This is a genomic window from Pseudomonas vlassakiae (assembly GCF_014269035.2).
Classification (GTDB): Bacteria; Pseudomonadota; Gammaproteobacteria; order Pseudomonadales; family Pseudomonadaceae; genus Aquipseudomonas; species Aquipseudomonas vlassakiae.
The window spans coordinates 153,084-174,225 of the sequence record NZ_JABWRP020000012.1; the positions used below are offsets into that span (position 1 = coordinate 153,084).

21 protein-coding genes are annotated in these 21,142 nt (G+C 63.2%); 9 read left to right on the forward strand and 12 right to left on the reverse strand.

The features are described from left to right. Window positions 1-2: 2 nt before the first annotated feature. The 3 genes from dgcA to HU738_RS16955 all read right to left on the reverse strand — a co-directional run bounded on the left by dgcA (window position 3) and on the right by HU738_RS16955 (window position 3,664). Window positions 3-2,063, reverse strand: a complete 2,061-nt coding sequence (gene dgcA / locus HU738_RS16945) for a dimethylglycine demethylation protein DgcA (RefSeq protein WP_054886692.1) — start codon at window positions 2,061-2,063, stop codon at window positions 3-5. Between the two features lie 15 nt (window positions 2,064-2,078). Next, a complete protein-coding gene (locus tag HU738_RS16950) occupies window positions 2,079-2,609 on the reverse strand; it encodes a DUF5943 domain-containing protein (protein WP_046614486.1) in 531 nt (176 codons plus the stop codon). 77 nt (window positions 2,610-2,686) lie between these two features. Then, complete coding sequence (locus HU738_RS16955) at window positions 2,687-3,664, reverse strand: dipeptidase (RefSeq protein WP_016392223.1); 978 nt, start codon at window positions 3,662-3,664, stop codon at window positions 2,687-2,689. Between the two features lie 285 nt (window positions 3,665-3,949). On the opposite strand from HU738_RS16955, the gene HU738_RS16960 reads away from it, so the two are divergent. Continuing rightward, window positions 3,950-4,351, forward strand: coding sequence for a lysozyme inhibitor LprI family protein (locus tag HU738_RS16960; protein WP_176509080.1), 402 nt, complete (start codon window positions 3,950-3,952; stop codon window positions 4,349-4,351). 71 nt (window positions 4,352-4,422) lie between these two features. Here HU738_RS16960 and HU738_RS16965 read toward each other — a convergent pair whose 3' ends face one another. After that, window positions 4,423-5,367, reverse strand: coding sequence for a GlxA family transcriptional regulator (locus tag HU738_RS16965; RefSeq protein ID WP_186602839.1), 945 nt, complete (start codon window positions 5,365-5,367; stop codon window positions 4,423-4,425). 146 nt (window positions 5,368-5,513) lie between these two features. Between HU738_RS16965 and choX the strand changes: the two genes are divergently transcribed. The 5 genes from choX (at window position 5,514) to HU738_RS16990 (ending at window position 9,458) form a co-directional block, all read left to right on the forward strand. Then, entirely contained in the window at window positions 5,514-6,458 is a 945-nt protein-coding gene (choX, locus tag HU738_RS16970) for a choline ABC transporter substrate-binding protein (RefSeq protein WP_186602837.1), read from the forward strand. A 121-nt stretch (window positions 6,459-6,579) separates the two neighbouring features. Then, window positions 6,580-7,464 (forward strand): 3-dehydrocarnitine:acetyl-CoA trimethylamine transferase CdhC, encoded by an 885-nt coding sequence (gene cdhC / locus HU738_RS16975; RefSeq protein WP_176509082.1) that lies wholly within the window; start codon window positions 6,580-6,582, stop codon window positions 7,462-7,464. Between the two features lie 19 nt (window positions 7,465-7,483). Further along, a complete protein-coding gene (locus tag HU738_RS16980) occupies window positions 7,484-8,449 on the forward strand; it encodes an L-carnitine dehydrogenase (RefSeq protein WP_186602835.1) in 966 nt (321 codons plus the stop codon). 10 nt (window positions 8,450-8,459) lie between these two features. Further along, window positions 8,460-8,930, forward strand: a complete 471-nt coding sequence (locus HU738_RS16985; protein WP_186602833.1) for a thioesterase family protein — start codon at window positions 8,460-8,462, stop codon at window positions 8,928-8,930. A 270-nt stretch (window positions 8,931-9,200) separates the two neighbouring features. Continuing rightward, complete coding sequence (locus HU738_RS16990) at window positions 9,201-9,458, forward strand: hypothetical protein (protein ID WP_003255717.1); 258 nt, start codon at window positions 9,201-9,203, stop codon at window positions 9,456-9,458. Window positions 9,459-9,515: 57 nt separating this feature from the next. On the opposite strand, the gene gbdR is transcribed toward HU738_RS16990, so the two are convergent. After that, a complete protein-coding gene (gbdR, locus tag HU738_RS16995) occupies window positions 9,516-10,622 on the reverse strand; it encodes a choline metabolism transcriptional regulator GbdR (RefSeq protein WP_054886700.1) in 1,107 nt (368 codons plus the stop codon). Between the two features lie 481 nt (window positions 10,623-11,103). Further along, the gene (locus HU738_RS17000) at window positions 11,104-12,480 is read right to left on the reverse strand and encodes an L-serine ammonia-lyase (RefSeq protein ID WP_054886701.1); all 1,377 of its coding nucleotides are present in this window, start codon (window positions 12,478-12,480) and stop codon (window positions 11,104-11,106) included. Window positions 12,481-12,922: 442 nt separating this feature from the next. Here HU738_RS17000 and HU738_RS17005 point away from each other — a divergent pair, with 442 nt between their 5' ends. The 3 genes from HU738_RS17005 to choV all read left to right on the forward strand — a co-directional run bounded on the left by HU738_RS17005 (window position 12,923) and on the right by choV (window position 15,975). Further along, entirely contained in the window at window positions 12,923-13,870 is a 948-nt protein-coding gene (locus HU738_RS17005; RefSeq protein ID WP_176509085.1) for a choline ABC transporter substrate-binding protein, read from the forward strand. Between the two features lie 81 nt (window positions 13,871-13,951). Next, window positions 13,952-14,800, forward strand: a complete 849-nt coding sequence (choW, locus tag HU738_RS17010) for a choline ABC transporter permease subunit (RefSeq protein ID WP_176509202.1) — start codon at window positions 13,952-13,954, stop codon at window positions 14,798-14,800. Further along, window positions 14,797-15,975: a choline ABC transporter ATP-binding protein gene (choV, locus tag HU738_RS17015; protein ID WP_186602831.1), complete on the forward strand. Its 1,179-nt coding sequence runs from the start codon at window positions 14,797-14,799 to the stop codon at window positions 15,973-15,975. Before choW ends, choV begins: the two co-directional genes overlap by 4 nt. 138 nt (window positions 15,976-16,113) lie before the next feature. Here choV and hisF read toward each other — a convergent pair whose 3' ends face one another. From hisF to HU738_RS17045, 6 genes are all read right to left on the reverse strand, one after another. Next, window positions 16,114-16,884: an imidazole glycerol phosphate synthase subunit HisF gene (gene hisF, locus HU738_RS17020; protein ID WP_176509087.1), complete on the reverse strand. Its 771-nt coding sequence runs from the start codon at window positions 16,882-16,884 to the stop codon at window positions 16,114-16,116. A 10-nt stretch (window positions 16,885-16,894) separates the two neighbouring features. Further along, on the reverse strand, window positions 16,895-17,632 hold the full coding sequence (gene hisA, locus HU738_RS17025; RefSeq protein WP_023382794.1) for a 1-(5-phosphoribosyl)-5-[(5-phosphoribosylamino)methylideneamino]imidazole-4-carboxamide isomerase: 738 nt from the start codon (window positions 17,630-17,632) through the stop codon (window positions 16,895-16,897). 27 nt (window positions 17,633-17,659) lie between these two features. Beyond that, window positions 17,660-17,920 carry a DUF2164 domain-containing protein gene (locus HU738_RS17030; protein WP_027917568.1) on the reverse strand — a complete coding sequence of 87 codons (261 nt, stop codon included), beginning with the start codon at window positions 17,918-17,920 and terminating at the stop codon, window positions 17,660-17,662. Beyond that, the gene (hisH, locus tag HU738_RS17035; RefSeq protein ID WP_176509088.1) at window positions 17,921-18,559 is read right to left on the reverse strand and encodes an imidazole glycerol phosphate synthase subunit HisH; all 639 of its coding nucleotides are present in this window, start codon (window positions 18,557-18,559) and stop codon (window positions 17,921-17,923) included. Then, window positions 18,560-19,153, reverse strand: coding sequence for an imidazoleglycerol-phosphate dehydratase HisB (gene hisB / locus HU738_RS17040; RefSeq protein WP_186602828.1), 594 nt, complete (start codon window positions 19,151-19,153; stop codon window positions 18,560-18,562). 170 nt (window positions 19,154-19,323) lie between these two features. Continuing rightward, the gene (locus tag HU738_RS17045; RefSeq protein ID WP_186602826.1) at window positions 19,324-20,985 is read right to left on the reverse strand and encodes an OFA family MFS transporter; all 1,662 of its coding nucleotides are present in this window, start codon (window positions 20,983-20,985) and stop codon (window positions 19,324-19,326) included. Between the last annotated feature and the right edge of the window lie 157 nt (window positions 20,986-21,142).

The following is a 21,142-nucleotide window of genomic DNA, read 5'->3' on the forward strand; positions in this document are numbered from 1 at the left end:
GATCAGAAGTCCTTGCACAGGCGCAAGGCGTCGTAGATCGCCGCATGCACGTTGCGCTGGGCCACGCAGTCGCCGATGCGGTACAGCAGGTAGCCCTCGCCCGGCTGGCTGAGGATCGGCTGAGGCTTGATGGCGAACAGCGCCTCCACGTCGATCTGGCCCTTGTTGCGCGACCCTTCCTTCAGCGCGTAGTACAGCTGCTCGTCAGGACGCACGCCGTTTTCCACCACCACCTGGTCGACGACACGTTCTTCCTTGGCACCGGTGTATTCGTTCTCCAGCACCGCCACCAGCTTGTCGCCTTCGCGGTAGACCTTTTCCAGCATCATGTCGCCGGTCATGATCACTTCTTTCGGGTACATGCTGCGGTAGTAGGTCGGGAAGGTCGTACCGCCCATGGCCACGCCCGGCTTGATGTCGTCGGTGACGATCTCGACCTGGCTGCCCTTGTCGGCGATGAAGTCGGCCACCGACATGCCGGTGAATTCGCAGATGGTGTCGTACACCAGCACGTTCTTGCCCGGCGCAACCTTGCCGTCGAGCACGTCCCAGCTGCTGACCACCAGGCCTTCGGCGGCGCCCCAGTGCTCGTTCTGCTCGAGGAACGAATGGCCGCCAACCGCGAGCACGATGATGTCCGGGCGCAGGTCCTGGATGGTTGCCACGTCGGCGGCGGTACCCAGGCGCAGGTCGATCTTCAGGCGGGCGAACTCCAGCTGGTACCAGCGGGTGATGCCAGCGATCTGGTCGCGCTGCGGTGCCTTGGCGGCGATGGTGATCTGCCCGCCGATCTGGTCCTTCTTCTCGAACACGGTGACGTCGTGGCCGCGCTCGGCCGCCACGCGGGCCGCCTCCATGCCGGCAGGGCCGGCGCCGACGATGACCACCTTGCGTTTCGGCCCGGTGGTCTTCTCGATGATATGCGGCACGCCCATGTATTCACGGGAGGTCGCGGCGTTCTGGATGCACAGCACATCCAGGCCCTGGTACTGGCGGTCGATGCAGTAGTTGGCACCCACGCACTGCTTGATCTGGTCGATCTGGCCCATCTTGATCTTGGCGATCAGGTGCGGGTCGGCGATGTGCGCGCGGGTCATGCCGACCATGTCGACATAGCCGCCTTCGAGAATGCGCGTGGCCTGGTTCGGGTCCTTGATGTTCTGCGCGTGCAGCACCGGAACCTTGACCACTTCCTTGATGCCGGCCGCCAGGTGCAGGAACGGCTCCGGCGGGTAGCTCATGTTGGGGATGACGTTGGCCAGGGTGTTGTGGGTGTCGCAACCCGAACCGACCACGCCGATGAAGTCGATCATGCCGGTGGCATCGTAGTAGGCGGCGATCTGCTTCATGTCCTCGTGGCTGAGGCCATCGGGGTGGAACTCGTCACCGCAGATACGCATGCCCACGCAGAAGTCGTCGCCGACTTCGGCACGCACCGCCTTGAGCACTTCCAGGCCGAACTTCATGCGGCCTTCGAAGGTACCGCCCCATTCGTCGGTACGCTTGTTGACCCGCGGGCTCCAGAACTGGTCGATCATGTGCTGGTGCACGGCCGACAGTTCCACGCCATCCAGGCCGCCCTCTTTGGCACGACGCGCAGCCTGCGCATAGTTGCCGATAACCCGCCAGATCTCTTCCACCTCGATGGTTTTGCAGGTGGCACGGTGCACGGGTTCACGGATGCCCGACGGCGACATCAGGGTAGGCCAGTTGAAGCCGTCCCAGCGCGAGCGCCGGCCCATGTGGGTAATCTGGATCATGATCTTGGCGCCATGCTTGTGCATGGCGTCAGCGAGGTTCTGGAAGTGCGGGATGATGCGGTCGGTCGACAGGTTGACCGACGACCACCATTCCTGCGGGCTGTCGATGGCCACCACGGACGAGCCGCCGCAGATCGCCAGGCCGATGCCGCCCTTGGCCTTCTCTTCGTAATACTTCACGTAGCGGTCGGTGGTCATGCCGCCGTCAGTGGCGTAGACCTCGGCATGCGCGGTGCTGAGCACGCGGTTGCGGATGGTCAGTTTGCCGATCTGGATCGGCTGGAACATTGCTTCGAATGCCATGACGCTCTCTCCGGCTTACAACGGCTTGACGACGAACAGGCCATCTTCGTGGCCTTCTTCCGAACCGCCGTAGACCTGCTCGGCCACGGTGCGGATCGAGCTGCCGCGGGCAGCGAGAATCTGGTCCATGGCGCCGGCGAACCAGCCGGTGAACATGTAGTCGACCTTGCGGCCGCACTTGCCATAGACGTACACGAATGCGGAATGCTTGAGCTTGACGCTGCAGGTGCCCTTGTCGAGGTCGATGTCCTGGATTTCGAACAGGCCCCAGCCACGCTGGCTCAGGCGCTTCATGTAGTGCTCGAACACCGCCACGCCTTCCAGCCCATGGCACTCGGCTTCTTTTTCACACCAGTGCCAGGCGGACTTGTAGCCGGCCTTGTAGAGGATCTCGGCGTACTTGTCTGCGCCCAGGACCTCTTCGATGCCCATGTGGTTGTTGACGAAGAAATGGCGCGGCACATACAGCATCGGCAGGGCGTCGCTGGTCCAGACACCGGTTTCGCTGTCGACTTCGATTGGCAATTGCGGGGCGATCTTGGCCATGGAAACTCAACTCCATAAAATTTTTTATCGGGATGCCCCGGCGTTGCTGGCAGGGGCTTTCAGGCTTGGAGAGCGGCTTACTCGCCCCACACGTCCTTGAGGACGTTGACCCAGTTCTCGCCCATGATCTTGCGCACCACGCGCTCGGAGTGGCCGCGCTTGAGCAAGGTTTCGGTGAGGTTGGGGAATTCGCCCACGGTGCGGATGCCCAGCGGGTTGATGATCTTGCCGAAGTTGGTCAGGCGACGGGCGTAGCCCTTGTCGTGGGTCAGGTACTCGAAGAAGTCCTGGCCGTGACCCTGGGTGAAGTCGGTACCGATACCGATGGCGTCCTCACCGACGATGTTCATGGTGTACTCGATGGCTTCGGCGTAGTCGTCGATGGTCGAGTCGATGCCCTTGGCCAGGAACGGCGCGAACATGGTCACGCCAACGAAGCCGCCGTGGTCGGCGATGAACTTCAGCTCGGCGTCAGACTTGTTGCGCGGGTGCTCCTTCAGGCCCGAAGGCAGGCAGTGGGAGTAGCAGACCGGCTTTTTCGATTCGAGGATCACTTCCTCGGAGGTCTTGGAACCGACGTGGGACAGGTCGCACATGATGCCGACACGGTTCATCTCGGCGACGATCTCACGACCGAAGCCCGACAGGCCGCCGTCACGCTCGTAGCAACCGGTGCCGACCAGGTTCTGGGTGTTGTAGCACATCTGCACGATGCCTACGCCCAGCTGCTTGAACACGTCGACGTAGGCGATCTGGTCTTCGAACGCATGGGCGTTCTGGAAGCCGAAGAGGATGCCGGTCTTGCCCAGTTCCTTGGCCTTGCGGATGTCGGCGGTGGTGCGCACCGGCATCACCAGGTCGCTGTTGTCGCGGATCAGCTTCTGGCTGGCGGCGATGTTGTCGACAGTCGCCTTGAAGCCTTCCCACACCGACACCGTGCAGTTGGCCGCAGTCAGCCCGCCCTTGCGCATGTCCTCGAACAGCTCGCGGTTCCATTTGGCAATGATCAGGCCGTCAATGACGATGCTGTCGGCGTGAAGTTCGGCTGGGCTCATCAGGCTGTCCCCTTTGTTGATATGGGCCGCGCCAAATCTTCTGTCGGCGCTTTGGGGCCAGCATATGCCTGTGCCCTGCGACGCCCCGGTGCAAAAACGACAGGGGGTTTGCCGAAAGCGTCAATGCGCGACATCGCGCCCTCTGGCGCGCCGCCTGGCGATGAGAGACGGTCTCGATAACGACATCGCACGCTGTTTCATGAACATTTCGCCAGGGAGCTATCGTCTTCACTGCGGCTGAGCGAGAATCCAGCCGATTGGTCAGCCTCGATAAGGAGAAAGCGGATGAAATCAATGGCATGGCTGGTACTGCTGGCTGTCGTCTCGGGCGCCCACGCCGGCGAGGAAGAAAGCACCCCGTGCGACAACGTCGAGAGCGACCAGCAGACCTACGCCTGCGCGGCATTCAGCAAACAGACCGCCGAGCGCGAACTGAAATCGGCGTATGACGACCTGATCCAGCGCATTCGCGACCAGTATGCCGAGGAAGGCGACAAGGCCACTGCCTTGGTCGCGCGCATGGATGCCGCCGAGAAACTGTGGGCGCAGCTGCGCGATGCCGACTGCAAAGTCGAGACCTATGCCGAGAAACCCGGCAGCAAGGCGTTCCAGGCGGCTTGGGATACCTGCGTGGCGCAACGCAGCGATGACCGCTCGGAGTATCTGCAGTCCATCGGCCAGCAGTAGTCCTGCACGGGCCTCTTCGCGGGTGAACCCGCTCCTACAGCGACCCGCGAAGAGGCCGGCACAGGAGAACATCAGACCGCTCGGGCCAACCTATCCTCCCGCGGGCAGCGCTCGAACCGCACCCGGTAACAGCGGGTGAAATACGAGGCCGACTCGAACCCGCACGCCACCGCCACCTCCAGCACGCTCATGTCGGTCTGGCGCAACAGCTGCCGTGCCTTGTCCAGCCGTAACCGCAGATAGAAGCCACTGGGCGTGTCGTCCAGATGCAAGCGAAACAGCCGCTCCAGCTGCCGCCGGGTTACCTGCACCGCATCGGCCAGCACCTGGGTATTGAGCGGCTGCTCGATATTGCGCTCCATCTCACCGATCACCTTGACCAGCTTCTTGTTGTTGATGCCATAGCGGCTGGCGATCTGCATGCGCTGGTGGTCCTGGCGCGGGCGGATGCGCCCGAGCACGAATTGCTCGGACACCTGCACCGCCAGCTCGCTGCCATGGGCCTGGCCGATCAGGTCGAGCATCAGGTCGATCGATGCGGTGCCACCGGCACAGGTGATACGACGCCGGTCGATCTCGAACAGCTCCTGGGTCACCTGCAAACGTGGATAGCGCTCCTTGAATGCGTCCAGCGCCTCCCAGTGCAAGGTTGCGCGGTAGCCATCGAGCAACCCGGCCTCGGCCAGCACCACCGGGCCGGTGTCGATTCCGCCAAGGATCACCCCATCATGGTCGAGCCGACGCAGCGCCTGCTGCAGCTTCGAACCATAACAGGCCAGCGGCTCGAAGCCGGCGACGATCAGCAGCACGCCGCCCGCCTCACCCTCCCCCAACGCGCCATCGGCATTCACCGACATGCCGTTGCTCGCCTGCACCGCCCCGCCATCCAGGCTCAGCACGCGCCAGCGGTACGACGGCCCCTTGAAGCGGTTGGCCACGCGCAGCGGTTCCAGTGCGCTGATAAAGCCCATCGCCGAGAACCCCGGCAACAACAGGAAATGAATCAGTTGCGGCATTGCATGCTCCACGCGTGAAGGTGGTCGCCTCCGTGCAAATCTTGGTCGCCAGGGTGCGATTTTCGCCCCTGGCAGCAGCGTAGCGTGTTCACACGGCCCAGAGAGGCCGGCCCCTATAAAAAATGTCCTGCCGATGGAGAGCCACCATGCATCGCTTGATCCGCCGCAGCCTGTTGTCCCTTGCCCTGAGCAGCATCGTCGCCACCCCGCTTTTCGCCGCCGAGCCCGCGGCCTGCAAGAACGTGCGCCTTGGCGTGGTCAACTGGACCGACGTCATCGCCACCAGCGCCATGGCCCAGGTGCTGCTCGACGGCCTGGGTTACCAGACCAAGCAGACCAGCGCCTCGCAGCAGATCATCTTCGCCGGTATCCGCGACAAGCGCCTGGACATGTTCCTGGGTTACTGGAACCCGATCATGACCCAGACCATCACCCCGTTCGTCGACGCCAACCAGGTCAAGGTCCTTGAAAAACCCAGCCTGGAAGACGCCCGCGCCACCCTCGCCGTGCCGAAGTACCTGTATGACAAGGGCCTGAAAACCTTCGCCGACATTCACAAGTTCGAGAAGGAGCTGGGCGGCAAGATCTACGGCATAGAACCCGGCTCCGGTGCCAATACCCAGATCAAGGCGATGATCAGCAAGAACCAGTTCGAGCTGGGCAAGTTCCAGCTGGTCGAGTCCAGCGAAGCCGGCATGCTCGCCGCCGTGGACCGCGCCGTACGGCGCAAGGAAGCGGTAGTGTTCTTCGGCTGGGCGCCACACCCGATGAACGTGAACATCGACATGGCTTACCTGGGCGACAGCCAGGACGCCCTGGGCCCGGACGAAGGCCGTGCCACGGTGTGGACGGTGACCGCGCCGGACTACGCCGAACGCTGCCCCAACGCCCACCGCCTGCTGGCCAACCTGAACTTCAGCGCCGAGGACGAGAGCCGCATGATGCAGCCGCTGCTCGACCACAAGGACGCGCTGGAATCGGCCCGCCAGTGGCTCAAGGACCACCCCGAGGACAAGGCCCGCTGGCTTGAGGGGGTGACCACCTTCGATGGCAAGCCTGCGGCGGACAACCTCAAGCTCACCGCCAACTGACAAGGCCTGCTCGCGGATAAATCCGCTCCTGCAGGCAACGCGCATGCCAGGGCCATCACGGTCCCCTGCAGGAGCGGGCTTGCCCGCGAAAGGGCCCTCACAGACCACACAAGGAACCGCCATGAACCACGACGTCATCATCACCTGTGCCCTCACCGGCGCTGGCGACACGGTCGCCAAGAGCCACCTGGTCCCCGTCACCCCGAAACAGATCGCCGAATCCGCCGTGGAAGCCGCCAGGGCCGGCGCCACTGTGGTCCACTGCCACGTGCGTGACCCGCAAACCGGCCGTTTCAGCCGCGACGTGGCGCTGTACCGCGAAGTCATGGAGCGCATCCGCGAGGCCGACGTCGACATCATCGTCAACCTCACCGCCGGCATGGGCGGCGACCTGGAAATCGGCCCGGGCGAATCGCCCATGGAGTTCGGCCCCGGCACCGACCTGATCGGCCCACTGGAGCGCCTGGCCCACGTCGAAGCCCTGCTGCCGGAAATCTGCACCCTCGATTGCGGCACCCTCAACTTCGGCGACGGCAACGCCATCTACGTTTCCACCCCCGCGCAGCTGCGCGCCGGGGCCAAGCGCATCACCGAACTGGGGGTGAAGGCCGAGCTGGAAATCTTCGACACCGGCCACCTGTGGTTCGCCAAACAGATGATGAAAGAAGGTTTGCTCGAGGACCCGCTGTTCCAGCTGTGCCTGGGCATCCCGTGGGGCGCGCCGGCCGACACCACCACCATGAAGGCCATGGTCGACAACCTGCCGGCCAATGTGACCTGGGCCGGCTTCGGCATCGGCCGCATGCAGATGCCGATGGCGGCGCAGGCCGTGCTTCTGGGTGGCAACGTGCGGGTGGGCCTGGAAGACAACCTGTACCTGGATCGTGGCGTGCTGGCCAGCAACGGCCAGCTGGTGGAGCGTGCCGCCGAAATCATCACCCGCATGGGTGGCCGCGTGCTCAGCCCGGCAGAAGGCCGGGCAAAAATGAACCTCAAGCGCCGCTGATCCCCTTCAGGAGACCGATATGCCCTTCATCACCGAAATCAAGACCTTCGCCGCCCTGGGTAGCGGCGTGATCGGCAGCGGCTGGGTCGCCCGCGCCCTGGCCCACGGCCTGGACGTGGTCGCCTGGGACCCGGCACCCGGCGCCGAGCAGGCCCTGCGCAAGCGCATCGCCAACGCCTGGCCGGCACTGGAGAAACAAGGCCTGGCAGCGGGTGCATCGCAGGGCCGACTGAAATTCGTCGCGACCATCGAGGAATGCGTACGCGACGCCGATTTCATCCAGGAAAGCGCACCCGAGCGCCTGGACCTCAAGCTCGACCTGCACGCCAAGATCAGTGCCGCCGCCAAGCCCGACGCAATCATCGGTTCCAGCACGTCGGGGCTGCTGCCCAGCGAGTTCTACGAGTCGTCCACGCACCCCGAGCGTTGTGTGGTCGGTCACCCGTTCAACCCGGTTTACCTGCTGCCGCTGGTGGAGATCGTCGGCGGCAACCGCACAGCACCCGAAGCCATCGAGGCCGCGAAAACCATCTACACCGCACTAGGCATGCGCCCGCTGCATGTACGCAAGGAGGTCCCCGGGTTCATCGCCGACCGCCTGCTCGAAGCGCTGTGGCGCGAGGCCCTGCACCTGGTCAACGATGGCGTGGCCAGCACCGGGGAGATCGACGATGCGATCCGCTTCGGCGCCGGCCTGCGCTGGTCGTTCATGGGCACCTTCCTCACCTACACCCTCGCAGGCGGTGATGCCGGCATGCGCCACTTCATGGCCCAGTTCGGCCCGGCGCTGAAGCTGCCCTGGACCTACCTGCCAGCACCGGAGCTGACCGACAAGCTGATCGACGATGTGGTCGAAGGCACCTCGGAACAACTGGGCGAGCGCAGCATCGCCGCGCTGGAGCGCTATCGTGATGACACGCTGCTGGCCGTACTGGAAGCGGTGAAGACCAGCAAAGCCAGCCACGGCATGGCCTTTGGCGACTGAGGAGCAGACGATGCCCGCACTGATCACCTACCGCACCCCAGTCCAGGAGGACTGGGTCGACTACAACGGGCACCTGCGCGATGCCTTTTACCTGCTGATCTTCAGCTACGCCACCGATGCGCTGATGGAGCGCATCGGCCTCGATGCCGACAGCCGTGGGCAGAATGGCAACTCGCTGTTCACCCTGGAGGCGCACATCAATTACCTGCACGAGGTAAAGCTAGGCGCCGAGGTGTGGGTGCAGACACAGATCATCGGTTTCGACCGTAAGCGCCTGCATGTCTACCACAGCCTGCACCGGGCCGGGTTCGACGAGGTGCTGGCTGCGAGCGAGCAGATGCTGTTGCATGTTGACCTGGCGGGGCCGAAATCGGCGCCTTTCAGTGAGCACAGTGCGGCCTTGCTGCAGAGCCTGGTAGATAGCCAACGCGACCTGCCTGCTGCGGAATTCGTCGGCCGCGTCCTGCAACTACCCCGCTGAGCGCTCAAAAAAATAACCCCGGAAAGCCGTGAGCATCCGGGGCCAAGAGCGAGCAACATCCACTGTGCATGAGTGAGGGTGACCAAACCCTCGTGAGCCGTGAATGCATGCAGTCTGCTGGCTTCCCGGCCCCTGCAATTAGCCGGGAACGACCTGTTCTTAGCCAAACCGGCCATTGCGACATTCTGCCCTTGCGGGCCTGTCGCAGCGGACACAGAATCGGTCGTAAATCACAGCAGCACTCTCTTCGCAATAAAAGGGACAACAGCCATGATGCATGCGGATTTGATAGACCAGGACGACCTGGCGGGCCACCTGCGCGCGCGCGGGTTCGACATTCCGGCCGGGGCCAGTGCCGAGCAGGCCTGCGAAGCGGTGGTGCGCGGGCTGACCGAGCCCAATGCGCGGGCGCTGAAGGGGATGGTCGAGCAGATGTATACCGGCAGCGCGACGATCCTGCCGGCAGTGCGCCAGGCGATCGACAAGCAGCTGTTGCCAGCGCTGGCGCAGTTCAACAAACGCGCCTGAGCGATTATTCCTGCACCGGCCCCTTCGCGGTAAACCCGCGAAGGGGCCGGTGCCGTTTCAGAGCCTTACGCTGGCAAAGGTCGATTCATTGCGCGCCTGGCTCAGGGCCGCCATCGGCCCGCTGTGCGGCGACAGGGTCATGGCCTGCGGAATCGGCATCATTGCCACCTGCTGCGCGGTGTTGGAGCCCACGCGCTCGTCACGCGGCGGAATGCCGAAGTACTCGCGGTAGCACTTGGAGAAGTGCGGGGTAGAGACGAAGCCGCACACCGAGGCCACTTCGATGATCGACATCGGTGTCTGCTTGAGCAACTGCCGGGCGCGGATCAGGCGCAGCTTGAGGTAGTAGCGCGACGGCGAGCAATGCAGGTACTTCTGGAACAGCCGTTCGAGTTGACGGCGCGACACCGACACATATACGGCCAGTTCATCCAGGTCGATCGGTTCTTCGAGGTTGGCCTCCATCAGCGCGACGATTTCCTGCAACTTCGGCTGGTTGGTGCCGAGCATGTGCTTGAGCGGCACGCGCTGGTGGTCCTGCTCGTTGCGGATACGCTCGTAGACGAACATCTCCGAGATCGCCGCCGACAGCTCACGGCCGTGATCACGGCTGATCAGGTGCAGCATCATGTCCAGCGGCGCGGTGCCGCCGGAACTGGTGAAGCGGTTGCGGTCGAGGGTGAACAGGCGGGTGCTCATGTTGACCCGCGGGAAGGCCTCCTGCATGGCCGCCAGGCATTCCCAGTGCACGCTGCAATCGAAACCATCGAGCAGGCCGGCACAGGCCAGCGCCCAGCTGCCGGTGCACACCGCACCGAGGCGGCGCGACTGGCGAGCCTGGGCCTGCAGCCAGGTGACATGCTCACGGGTGACCGTGCGCTGGATGCCAACACCGCCGCAGACGATCACGGTGTCGATCGGCGGTGCGCTGTGCATGGCTGCATCGGGAGTGATCTGCAGGCCGTCACTGGCCCATACCTGGCCGCCATCGACGGTCAGCGTGTGCCAGCGGTACAGCTCGCGACCAGAAAGCTGGTTGGCCATGCGCAGCGGCTCCACGGCCGATGCCAGGGATATCAGGGTGAAATTGTCCAGAAGGAGAAACCCGATGGACTGGGGGGCTGTGCGGTTCTGGGTTGGGTTCCCGGAGGTGTACGACGTCATCGCGATTTCTCCTCACACAAATGCAGGGTGTGCCTCAGGCGGGCACTGATTTTCTTGTTATGGCCCCAGGTTCATGTGCAGGGGCTTGCTGCCAATCTCAACGCAAGGGTCGTGCCTGAAATTGAACGACCATCCGAAAAAACCTGAAAACGACGCCTTCATTCGGCAAATCAGGGACTTCGATCAAGTTGGCAATTCTTCGCAAAGCGCCGTGCTAGCGCCTTGCGTGTAACAACTGAGCAATTTGGTGACACGCGCAGCCTTGGTTGCCCAGAAACGACACTCTTGAGTGTCACCGACAATGCCCACACTGATAGCGACAGCCGACGATTGGTCAGCTTGGGTCATGCACTTAAACAGGGCGCGGTGCACTTAAAACACTCAAGGGCCCCATCGCGGATGAATCCGCTCCTACAAGATCATGCATTTCCTGTAGGAGCGGATTCATCCGCGATGGGGCCCTTGAGGCTGGCTCAAGAACTCAGCACTCGATGGCGCTGACCGCCAGGCCACCGCGAGAAGTCTCTTTGTACTTGTCGTGCATGTCGGCCCCGGTGTCGCGCATGGTGCGGATCACCTGGTCGAGGGAGATGAAGTGCTCGCCATCGCCGCGCAACGCCATCTGCACGGCATTGATCGCCTTCACTGCGGCTATCGCGTTGCGCTCGATGCACGGCACCTGCACCAGGCCGCCGACCGGGTCGCAGGTCAGGCCGAGGTTGTGTTCCAGAGCGATTTCGGCAGCGTTCTCCACCTGCGCCGGGGTCGCCCCCAGCACTTCGGCGAGGCCGGCAGCAGCCATGGCACAGGCCGAGCCGACCTCGCCCTGGCAGCCGACTTCTGCACCAGAAATCGACGCGTTCTTCTTGCACAGGATGCCCACGGCAGCGGCGCCGAGGAAGAAGTCGACCACGCTCGACTCGTCCACCGCATCACTGAAGCGCATGTAGTAGTGCAGCACCGCCGGGATGATGCCCGCCGCGCCGTTGGTAGGCGCAGTGACCATGCGCCCGCCAGCGGCGTTCTCTTCGTTGACCGCCAGGGCGAACAGGTTGACCCACTCCATGGCGCTCATGGTCGAGCCGATCACGTTGGGCTTGCCGATTTCCTGCAGACTGCGGTGCAACTTGGCGGCGCGCCTGCGCACGTTGAGCCCGCCGGGCAGCGTGCCTTCGTATTTCAGGCCGTTGTTGACGCACTCCTGCATGGCTTCCCAGAGCTTGTGCAGGCCGGCGCGGATTTCTTCCTCGCTGCGCCAGACCTTCTCGTTGGCCATCATCAATTGCGACACGCTGAGGTCGTTTTGCTTGCACAGGCGCAGCAGCTCGGCGGCGCTGTTGAAATCGTAGGGCAGCACCGTCTGGTCGGCATCCAGCACACCGCTGGCGGCCTGGGCGGCGTCGACCACGAAGCCGCCACCGACCGAGTAATAGGTGTCGCGATGCAGCTCGCCCTGGGCACCTTCGGCGATCAGGGTCATGGCGTTGGGGTGGTACGGCAGGTTCTCGTCCAGCAGCAGCATGTCGCGGGCCCAGACGAACTCGATGGGCAGGCGGTTATCCAGCTTCAGGGTGTTGGTTTCGCGCAGGTCGGCGATCCGCGGGACGATCTGGGTCGGGTCGATGGCGTCCGGCCACTCGCCCATCAGGCCCATGATGGTGGCGTTGTCGGTGCCATGGCCGATGCCAGTGGCCGACAGCGAACCGTACAGCCGCACTTCGATCCTGCGCACCTGTTCCAGCTCGCCGCGTTCACGCAGGCCCTGGACGAACAGGGCACCGGCACGCATGGGGCCGACGGTGTGGGAGCTGGAGGGCCCGACACCGATCTTGAACAGGTCGAACACGCTGATGGCCATTGTCGAATCACCTCTTGCTGGGCTTGTCTCTGCGCGCCATGCGCAGGGCGGGGCAACTGCTAGGCTGAAGCTGCGAGCCGCCACGAATGCACGCATCATCGGGCTTTTGCCTACCCCCTCGCCGTCTGCAACCGACGTAATTTTGTCCAGCAGCGCCGTAGCCTTTTCGGCCACCTTGTCGCCGCTTTCAAGCGACCGGGTGACGCAAAAATGCGGCTACAGGGGTGGAAAAACTCATAAACGACATCGCCCGTACTGGATGCGACCCGTTCCGTACTGGTTACGACGCCACCAGTAGGCGATTGCCCGGCGCTGGAGGATTATCGAAAGCGACTCGTAAAGCACGGCCACGCAACCTGCCCTCTGCAGGCCTGGTCGACCGGACCCTGAGAAAGCCCGGCGACCCATGCGAACCCGAAGACAAAATCACAGGAGTCCATCCATGAAAGGTTCACCCTCGCTGTTGCTGGTTGCGATGCTGTCCGCGCCTCTGCTGGCCCAGGCCGCCGAGCCCGAGCAGTGCCAGACGGTACGCTTCTCCGATGTCGGCTGGACCGACATCACCGTCACCACTGCGACCACCAGCGTTGTGCTCGAAGCACTGGGTTACAAGACCCACACCACCATGATCTCGGTACCGGTGACCTACAAGTCGCTGGCCACCGGCAAGGACCTGGACGTGTTTCTCGGCAACTGGATGCCGACCATGGAGAACGACATCAAGCAATACCGCGATGCCGGCACTGTAGAAACCGTGCGCGCCAACCTGGAAAACGCCAAGTACACCCTGGCCGTGCCCCAGGCGCTGTATGACAAGGGGCTGAAGGATTTCAGCGACATTCCCAAGTTCAAGAAGGAACTGGACGGCAAGATCTATGGCATCGAGCCGGGCAACGATGGCAACCGCACCATCCAGAGCATGATCGACAAGAACGCCTTCGGCCTGAAGGACGCCGGTTTCAAGATCGTGCAGTCGAGCGAGGCCGGCATGCTGTCGCAGGTCGATCGCGCACAGAAGCGTGGCGAGGCAGTGGTGTTCCTGGGCTGGGAACCGCACCCGATGAACACCCGCTTCAAGATGCAGTACCTCACCGGCGGTGACGAGTTCTTCGGCCCCGAATTCGGCAAGGCCACCGTGCTGACCAACACCCGCAAGGGCTATGTGCAGGAATGCAGCAACGTCGGCCAACTGCTGAAGAACCTGTCGTTCGAGCTCAAGGATGAAAGCACCATGATGGGCTACGTCCTGGACGACAAGATGAAGCCCGAGGCGGCCGCCAGGAAGTGGCTGAAAGACAACCCCGGCAAGCTGGACACCTGGCTTGCGGGCGTCACCACCGTGGATGGCAAACCCGGCCTTGAGGCGGCCAAGGCGAAACTTACCCAATAACGCAATACGTCGTAGCGCTACCTCGGGGCGGGACCGTGCCCGCCCCGGACTGTTTTCAATCTTCGCAGGTGGAAGCTCGCTATCATGCTCATCGATCAGAAAATACCCTTGGGTCAGTACATCGCGGCGTTCGTCGAATGGCTGACCCAGAATGGCGCGAACTATTTCGATGCCATTGCCCGAGGCCTGGAGTTCATGATCCATGGCGTCACCAGTACCCTGACGTTCTTCAACCCGTTCGTGCTCATCGCCCTGTTCGCCGCCCTGGCGCATTTCATCCAGCGCAAGTGGGCGCTCACCGCATTCGTCGCCCTTTCCTTCCTGCTGATCCTCAACCTGGGGTACTGGCAGGAAACCATGGAAACCTTGGCCCAGGTGACCTTCGCCACCGTGGTCTGCGTGGCCATCGGCGTGCCGCTGGGCATCGTCGCCGCGCACAAGCCGATGTTCTACACCGCCATGCGCCCGGTGCTCGACCTGATGCAGACCGTGCCAACCTTCGTCTACCTGATCCCGACCCTGACCCTGTTCGGTCTGGGCGTGGTGCCGGGGCTGATCTCGACAGTGGTGTTCGCCATCGCCGCACCGATCCGCCTGACCTACCTGGGCATCTGCGACGTGCCGCAGGAGCTGATGGACGCCGGCAAGGCCTTTGGCTGTTCGCGCCGCCAGCTACTCACCCGTATCGAACTGCCGCACGCGATGCCAAGCATCGCCGCTGGCGTCACCCAGTGCATCATGCTGTCGCTGTCGATGGTGGTGATCGCCGCCCTGGTGGGTGCCGATGGCCTGGGCAAACCTGTGGTCAACGCACTGAACACCGCCGATATCTCCCTGGGCTTCGAAGCGGGCCTGGCGATCGTGCTGCTGGCGATCATGCTCGACCGTATCTGCAAGCAACCGGAACTGCCGGTAAGGGGTGAGGCATGAGCATCATTCGATTCGAAGACGTAGACGTCATCTTCTCCAACAAGCCGCGCGAAGCGCTGGCGCTGCTGGACAAAGGCCAGACCCGCGAGCAGATCCTCAAGCAGACCGGGCTGGTGGTCGGTGTGGAAAAGGCCAACCTCGATATCAACAAAGGCGAGATCTGTGTGCTGATGGGCCTGTCCGGCTCAGGCAAGTCGAGCCTGCTGCGGTGCATCAACGGCCTCAACACCGTGAGCCGCGGCAAGCTGTTCGTCGAACATGAAGGCAAGCACATCGATATTGCCCACTGCACCCCGGCAGAGCTGAAGATGATGCGCACCAAGCGCATCGCCATGGTGTTCCAGAAATTCGCCCTGATGCCATGGCTGACGGTGCGAGAGAACATCAGCTTCGGCCTGGAAATGCAGGGCCGCCCGGAAAAGGAACGGCGCAAGCTGGTCGACGAGAAACTCGAACTGGTCGGCCTGACCCAGTGGCGCAACAAGAAGCCAGACGAACTCTCCGGCGGCATGCAACAGCGTGTGGGCCTGGCCCGGGCGCTGGCGATGGATGCCGACATCCTGTTGATGGACGAACCGTTCTCGGCCCTCGACCCGCTGATCCGCCAAGGCCTGCAAGACGAATTGCTGGGCCTGCAGGCCAAGCTGAGCAAGACCATCGTGTTCGTCAGCCACGACCTCGACGAGGCGCTGAAGCTGGGCAGCCGCATCGCCATCATGAAGGACGGGCGGATCATCCAGTACAGCAAGCCGGAAGAGATCGTGCTGAACCCGGCCGACGAATACGTGCGTACCTTCGTCGCCCACACCAACCCGCTGAACGTACTGTGCGGCCGCAGCCTGATGCGCAGCCTGGACAACTGCAAGCGGGTCAACGGCTCGGTGTGCCTGGACCCGGGTGGCGATTCGTGGCTGGACCTGGGCGAAGGGAATTCGATCAAGCGTGCACGCCAGGGGCAGAACGGGCTGGACATGCAGAACTGGGTGCCGGGGCAGGCTGTGGAAGGCCTGGGCCGCAAGCCAACGTTGGTGCATGCCGACATTGGCATGCGTGAGGCGCTGCAGATTCGTTACCAGACCGGCAACAAGCTGGTGCTGCAGGAAAATGACCGGGTGGTGGGGATTCTTGGCGATACCGAGCTCTACCACGCCTTGCTGGGCAAGAACCACGGATGATGCAATTGGGGCCGCCTTGCGGCCCATCGCGGCTGAAGCCGCTCCTACAGGGACCGCGCACGCCTGGAGATTTGCGCGATCCCTGTAGGAGCGGCTTCAGCCGCGATGGGCTGCAAAGCAGCCCCGACAATCACTATCTCAGCGAACGACAATCCCGCGCGAAGCCATGTAGGCCTTGGCCTCCGGCACCGTGTACTCGCCAAAGTGGAAGATACTCGCCGCCAGCACCGCGCTGGCGTGCCCTTCCAGAATCCCGTCTGCCAGGTGCTGCAGGTTACCCACACCACCCGAAGCAATCACCGGAATCCCCAGCGCATCGCTGATGGCGCGGGTTACGCCCAGGTCGAAACCATTCTTCATGCCGTCCTGGTCCATGCTGGTCAGCAGGATCTCGCCGGCCCCCAGGCCTTCCATCTTCTTCGCCCATTCAACCGCGTCCAGCCCGGTTGGCTTGCGCCCGCCGTGGGTAAAGATCTCCCAGCGTGGCGCTTCGCCGGGCGCGGACACCTTCTTGGCGTCGATGGCGACGACGATGCACTGCGAACCGAAGCGGTCCGCTGCTTCACCGACGAACTCCGGGTTGAACACCGCGGCGGTGTTGATCGAAACCTTGTCGGCGCCGGCATTGAGCAGGTTGCGGATGTCCTGCACGGTGCGCACGCCGCCGCCCACGGTCAGCGGGATGAACACCTGGCTGGCCATGCGCTCGACGGTATGCAGGGTGGTGTCGCGGCCATCAACGCTGGCCGTGATGTCGAGGAAGGTGATTTCATCGGCACCCTGCTCGTTGTAGCGGCGGGCGATTTCCACCGGGTCGCCGGCATCACGGATGTTCTCGAACTTGACGCCCTTGACCACCCGGCCGTTGTCCACGTCCAGGCAAGGGATGATGCGCTTGGCCAGTGCCATGGTTCAGTCCTCAGCCTTGGTAGTTGTCGCAAAAAGCCTGGGCCTCGGCGACATCGAGGGTGCCTTCGTAGATGGCACGGCCGGTGATGGCGCCGATGATGCCCGGGGCCTTGGCGTCCAGCAGGGCCTTGATGTCACCCAGGTTGTGGATACCGCCCGAGGCGATCACCGGGATCGAAGTGGCTTCGGCCAGTGCCTTGGTGAACGGCACGTTGCAGCCCTGCATCATGCCGTCCTTGGCGATGTCGGTGTAGACGATCGCCGAGACGCCATCGGCCTCGAAACGCTTGGCCAGGTCGATGACCTGTACCGAGCTGACTTCCGCCCAGCCGTCGGTGGCAACGAAGCCGTCCTTTGCATCCAGGCCAACGATGACCTTGCCCGGGAAGGCCTTGCACGCTTCGGCGACGAACTCAGGCTGCTTGACCGCCTTGGTGCCGATGATCACGTAGCTGACGCCGGCCTTGACGTAGTGCTCGATGGTTTCCAGCGAGCGGATGCCGCCGCCGATCTGGATCGGCAGGTTCGGGTAGCGTTTGGCAATGGCGGTGACCACTTCACCGTTGACCGGTTGGCCTTCGAAGGCGCCGTTGAGGTCGACCAGGTGCAGGCGGCGGCAGCCACCTTCGACCCACTTGGCAGCCATGCTCACCGGGTCGTCGGAAAATACCGTGGAATCTTCCATGCGGCCCTGGCGCAGGCGCACGCAGGCACCGTCCTTCAGATCGATAGCGGGGATAATCAGCATCTTGGGAACCTGTCTGTTCTTAGGGTTTCAGGGCTTTTCGAGCGCCCACAGATCGCTTTCGATACTCTCGAACCGCTCCTTGAGGTGCAGCTGAACATCGGCAATCGCCCTGTTGTAGTAATGGGGTGCAATTTCTTTGCTGAACAGTTCGAGGACCTCGGCCACCTCGAACGACCCGAGCTGCAGTTCGAAGCGGTCTTCGAGAAAGCGCTTGAGCGTGTCGAGCGCCTCGCGTTCCTCTTCGGGGGCCAGGGTGATGATCGGGGCCTTGGTCTTCGAACGGCTCATTTACCAGCGCCCGTCCCAGGCGACGAAGTTCTGCAGCAGCTGCAGGCCATGGGTATGACTTTTTTCCGGGTGGAACTGCACGGCGAAGCGCGAGCCGTCTGCCAGCGCGGCAGCGAAGTCGACGCCATAGTGGCCGCGGCCGACCACCTGGCCCGGCTTGCCGGCATTGATGTAGTAGCTGTGCACGAAGTAGAAACGCGCACGGTCGGGAATGTCGTGCCACAGCGGGTGGTCGATGGACTGGCTGACTTCGTTCCAGCCCATGTGCGGCACCTTCAGGTGCTCGCCGTCTTCTTTCAGGTCTTTGCCGAAGAAGCGCACCTGGCCAGGGAACAGGCCGATGCAGTCGACACCGTCGTTCTCTTCGCTATGGTCGAGCAACGCCTGCATGCCTACGCAGATGCCGAGGAACGGGCGATCCTGGCTCACTTCGCGGACCAGGCTGTCGAAGCCCAGGCGGCGGATTTCGGCCATGCAGTCACGGATCGCGCCCACGCCCGGGAACACCACGCGGTCAGCCTCGCGGATCACCGCAGCGTCGCTGGTGACCAGCACCTTGCCGGCGCCGACGTGTTCAAGCGCCTTGGCCACCGAGTGCAGGTTGCCCATGCCATAGTCGATTACGGCTACCGTCTGCATTTACAGGCACCCTTTGGTGGACGGCATCTGCCCGGCCATGCGCTCGTCGATGGTCACGGCCATGCGCAGGGCGCGGCCGAAAGCCTTGAATACGGTTTCGATCTGGTGGTGGGTGTTGTGGCCACGCAGGTTGTCGATGTGCAGGGTCACCAGGGCGTGGTTGACGAAGCCCTGGAAGAACTCCTGGAACAGGTCGACATCGAAGCCGCCAACGGTGGCACGGGTGTAAGGCACATGCATCTGCAGGCCTGGGCGGCCGGAGAAGTCGATGACCACGCGCGACAGTGCTTCGTCCAGCGGCACGTAGGCGTGGCCGTAGCGGAAGATGCCTTTCTTGTCGCCAATGGCCTGGGCGAATGCCATGCCCAGCGTGATACCGACGTCTTCGACGGTATGGTGATCGTCGATATGCAGGTCACCCTTGCACTCGATATCCAGATCGATAAGCCCATGGCGGGCGATCTGGTCCAGCATGTGTTCAAGGAAAGGCACACCGATATCGAATCGGGCCTTGCCACTGCCATCGAGGTTGATCGAGCACTTGACCTGGGTTTCCAGGGTATTGCGCTCGACGGAAGCCTTACGTTCGACCATCACCAGCTCCGCAAAATCATTGGGCGAAAAGGGCTCCATTATAGGCCCAGAACGCGCCCGCTTGAAACGCGGATGACATATGGCATGGCAAGCAATTGCGGGGCCGCAGAGCCCTACAGGTCTATACAACCGGATCGCGGGGGGTGCCAGGCAACCCCCGGACGGCTACATCAATGGAACAGGACAGCGGTCTTCTGCAAGGTCACCCACACCCCCCAGGCCAGCGGCACGACCACCACAGCCCAGGCCAGCAGCACCAACGGCAGGCTACCCGGCGAGGCATGCCACTCCAGCGAACGCGCACCATCAGCACCTTTGTCGTGGCTCAGAGCACGCTCGGCGGCCAGTTCGGCATCGGTCATGAAGTACTTGTCGGCCACCGGGCGGATCAGCATGTTGCAGATAAAGCCCAGCACCAGCAGGCCGGCAAGGATGTACAGGGTCATGTCGTAGGCCGCTGCACGCTCCACGCCCGCCGCCAACTGGTACTCGCGCAGGTAGGTGATCAGCACCGGGCCCAGCACGCCGGCTGCCGCCCAGGCAGTCAGCAGGCGACCATGAATGGCTCCCACCATCTGCGTGCCGAACAGGTCGGCCAGGTAGGCCGGCACTGTGGAGAAGCCACCGCCGTACATCGACAGAATGATGCAGAATGCCGCCACGAACAGCGCCACGTTGCCCAGGTGACCCATGTTCGGCACCAGGCTGTAGAGGCCGACGCCCAGGGCGAAGAAGGCGAAGTAGGTGTTCTTGCGGCCGATGTAGTCGGAGAACGATGCCCAGAAGAAGCGACCACCGATGTTGAACAGGCTCAGCAGGCCGGTGAAGCCGGCGGCGATGGCGGCGATCTGCGCCAGCTGCGCGGCGTTCAGCTCGCTGAAGCTCAGCTCGTTGCCCAGCAATTTGCCGGCAAACACTTCCTGCAGCAGCGGCGAAGCCATGCCGAGGATGCCGATACCGGCCGAAACGTTCAGGCACAGCACCAGCCACACCAGGGCGAACTGCGGGGTTTTCCAGGCGACGCTGACGTGCACGTGGCGGTCGGTGACCATGCCATTGCCGGCCTTCTTCGCCGGTGCGCTCCAGCCTTCAGGCTTCCAGCCGGTTGGCGGAACGCGGTACGCCAGGGCGCCAGCCGTCATGAACACGAAGTAGATTGCGGCCATGGCGACGAAGCTCTGCCATACGCCCACTTCATGGGCATTGCCAAAATGGCCCATCAGCGCGGTAGCCAGCGGTGCACCCACCATGGCGCCACCACCGAAGCCCATGATCGCCATGCCGGTGGCCATGCCGCGTTTGTCCGGGAACCACTTGATCAGGGTCGAGACCGGTGAAATGTAGCCCAACCCCAAGCCAATCCCACCGATCACACCGGACCCCAACCACATCAGCCACAGCTGGTGGGTCTTTACGCCGATCGCCGAGATCAGCATGCCGCCACACCAGCACAGGGCCGATACCAGGCCAGCCTTGCGAGGACCGGCATGTTCCAGCCAGCCGCCCAGCACCGCTGCCGAACAGCCGAGGAAGACGAAGAACAGGGTGTAGATCCAGCTCAGCATCGAGATCGGCCAGTCGCATTCGGCGCTGAACAGGCGGGCGATGAAGCCCATGTCCGCCGAACAGGCAACCGGCGCGGTGATGCCGATGGCTTGCGACAGCGGCAGCCAGAACACCGAGAAGCCGTAGGCCATGCCGATGCACAGATGGATAGCCAAGGCAGCTGGCGGGACCAGCCAGCGGTTGAAGCCCGGGCGGGCGATGATGCGCTCCTTCGACAGGAAGCTCGGCGCGCTGGCCAGCCCCTCTGCCGTGATGGTACTGCTCATGGATTCATTCCTTTTGTAGGTAGACAGTGCTGGCGGATGGCAATCCCGGGCTCTTGTTATCGCACGCAGGGCGATCTGGGCCTTTTTCCTGGGCAACGGCCCGCGACAATGGGTCGCGGTCGCTCCGCAAAGCGGCACAAGGGTACCAGTTCGAAGA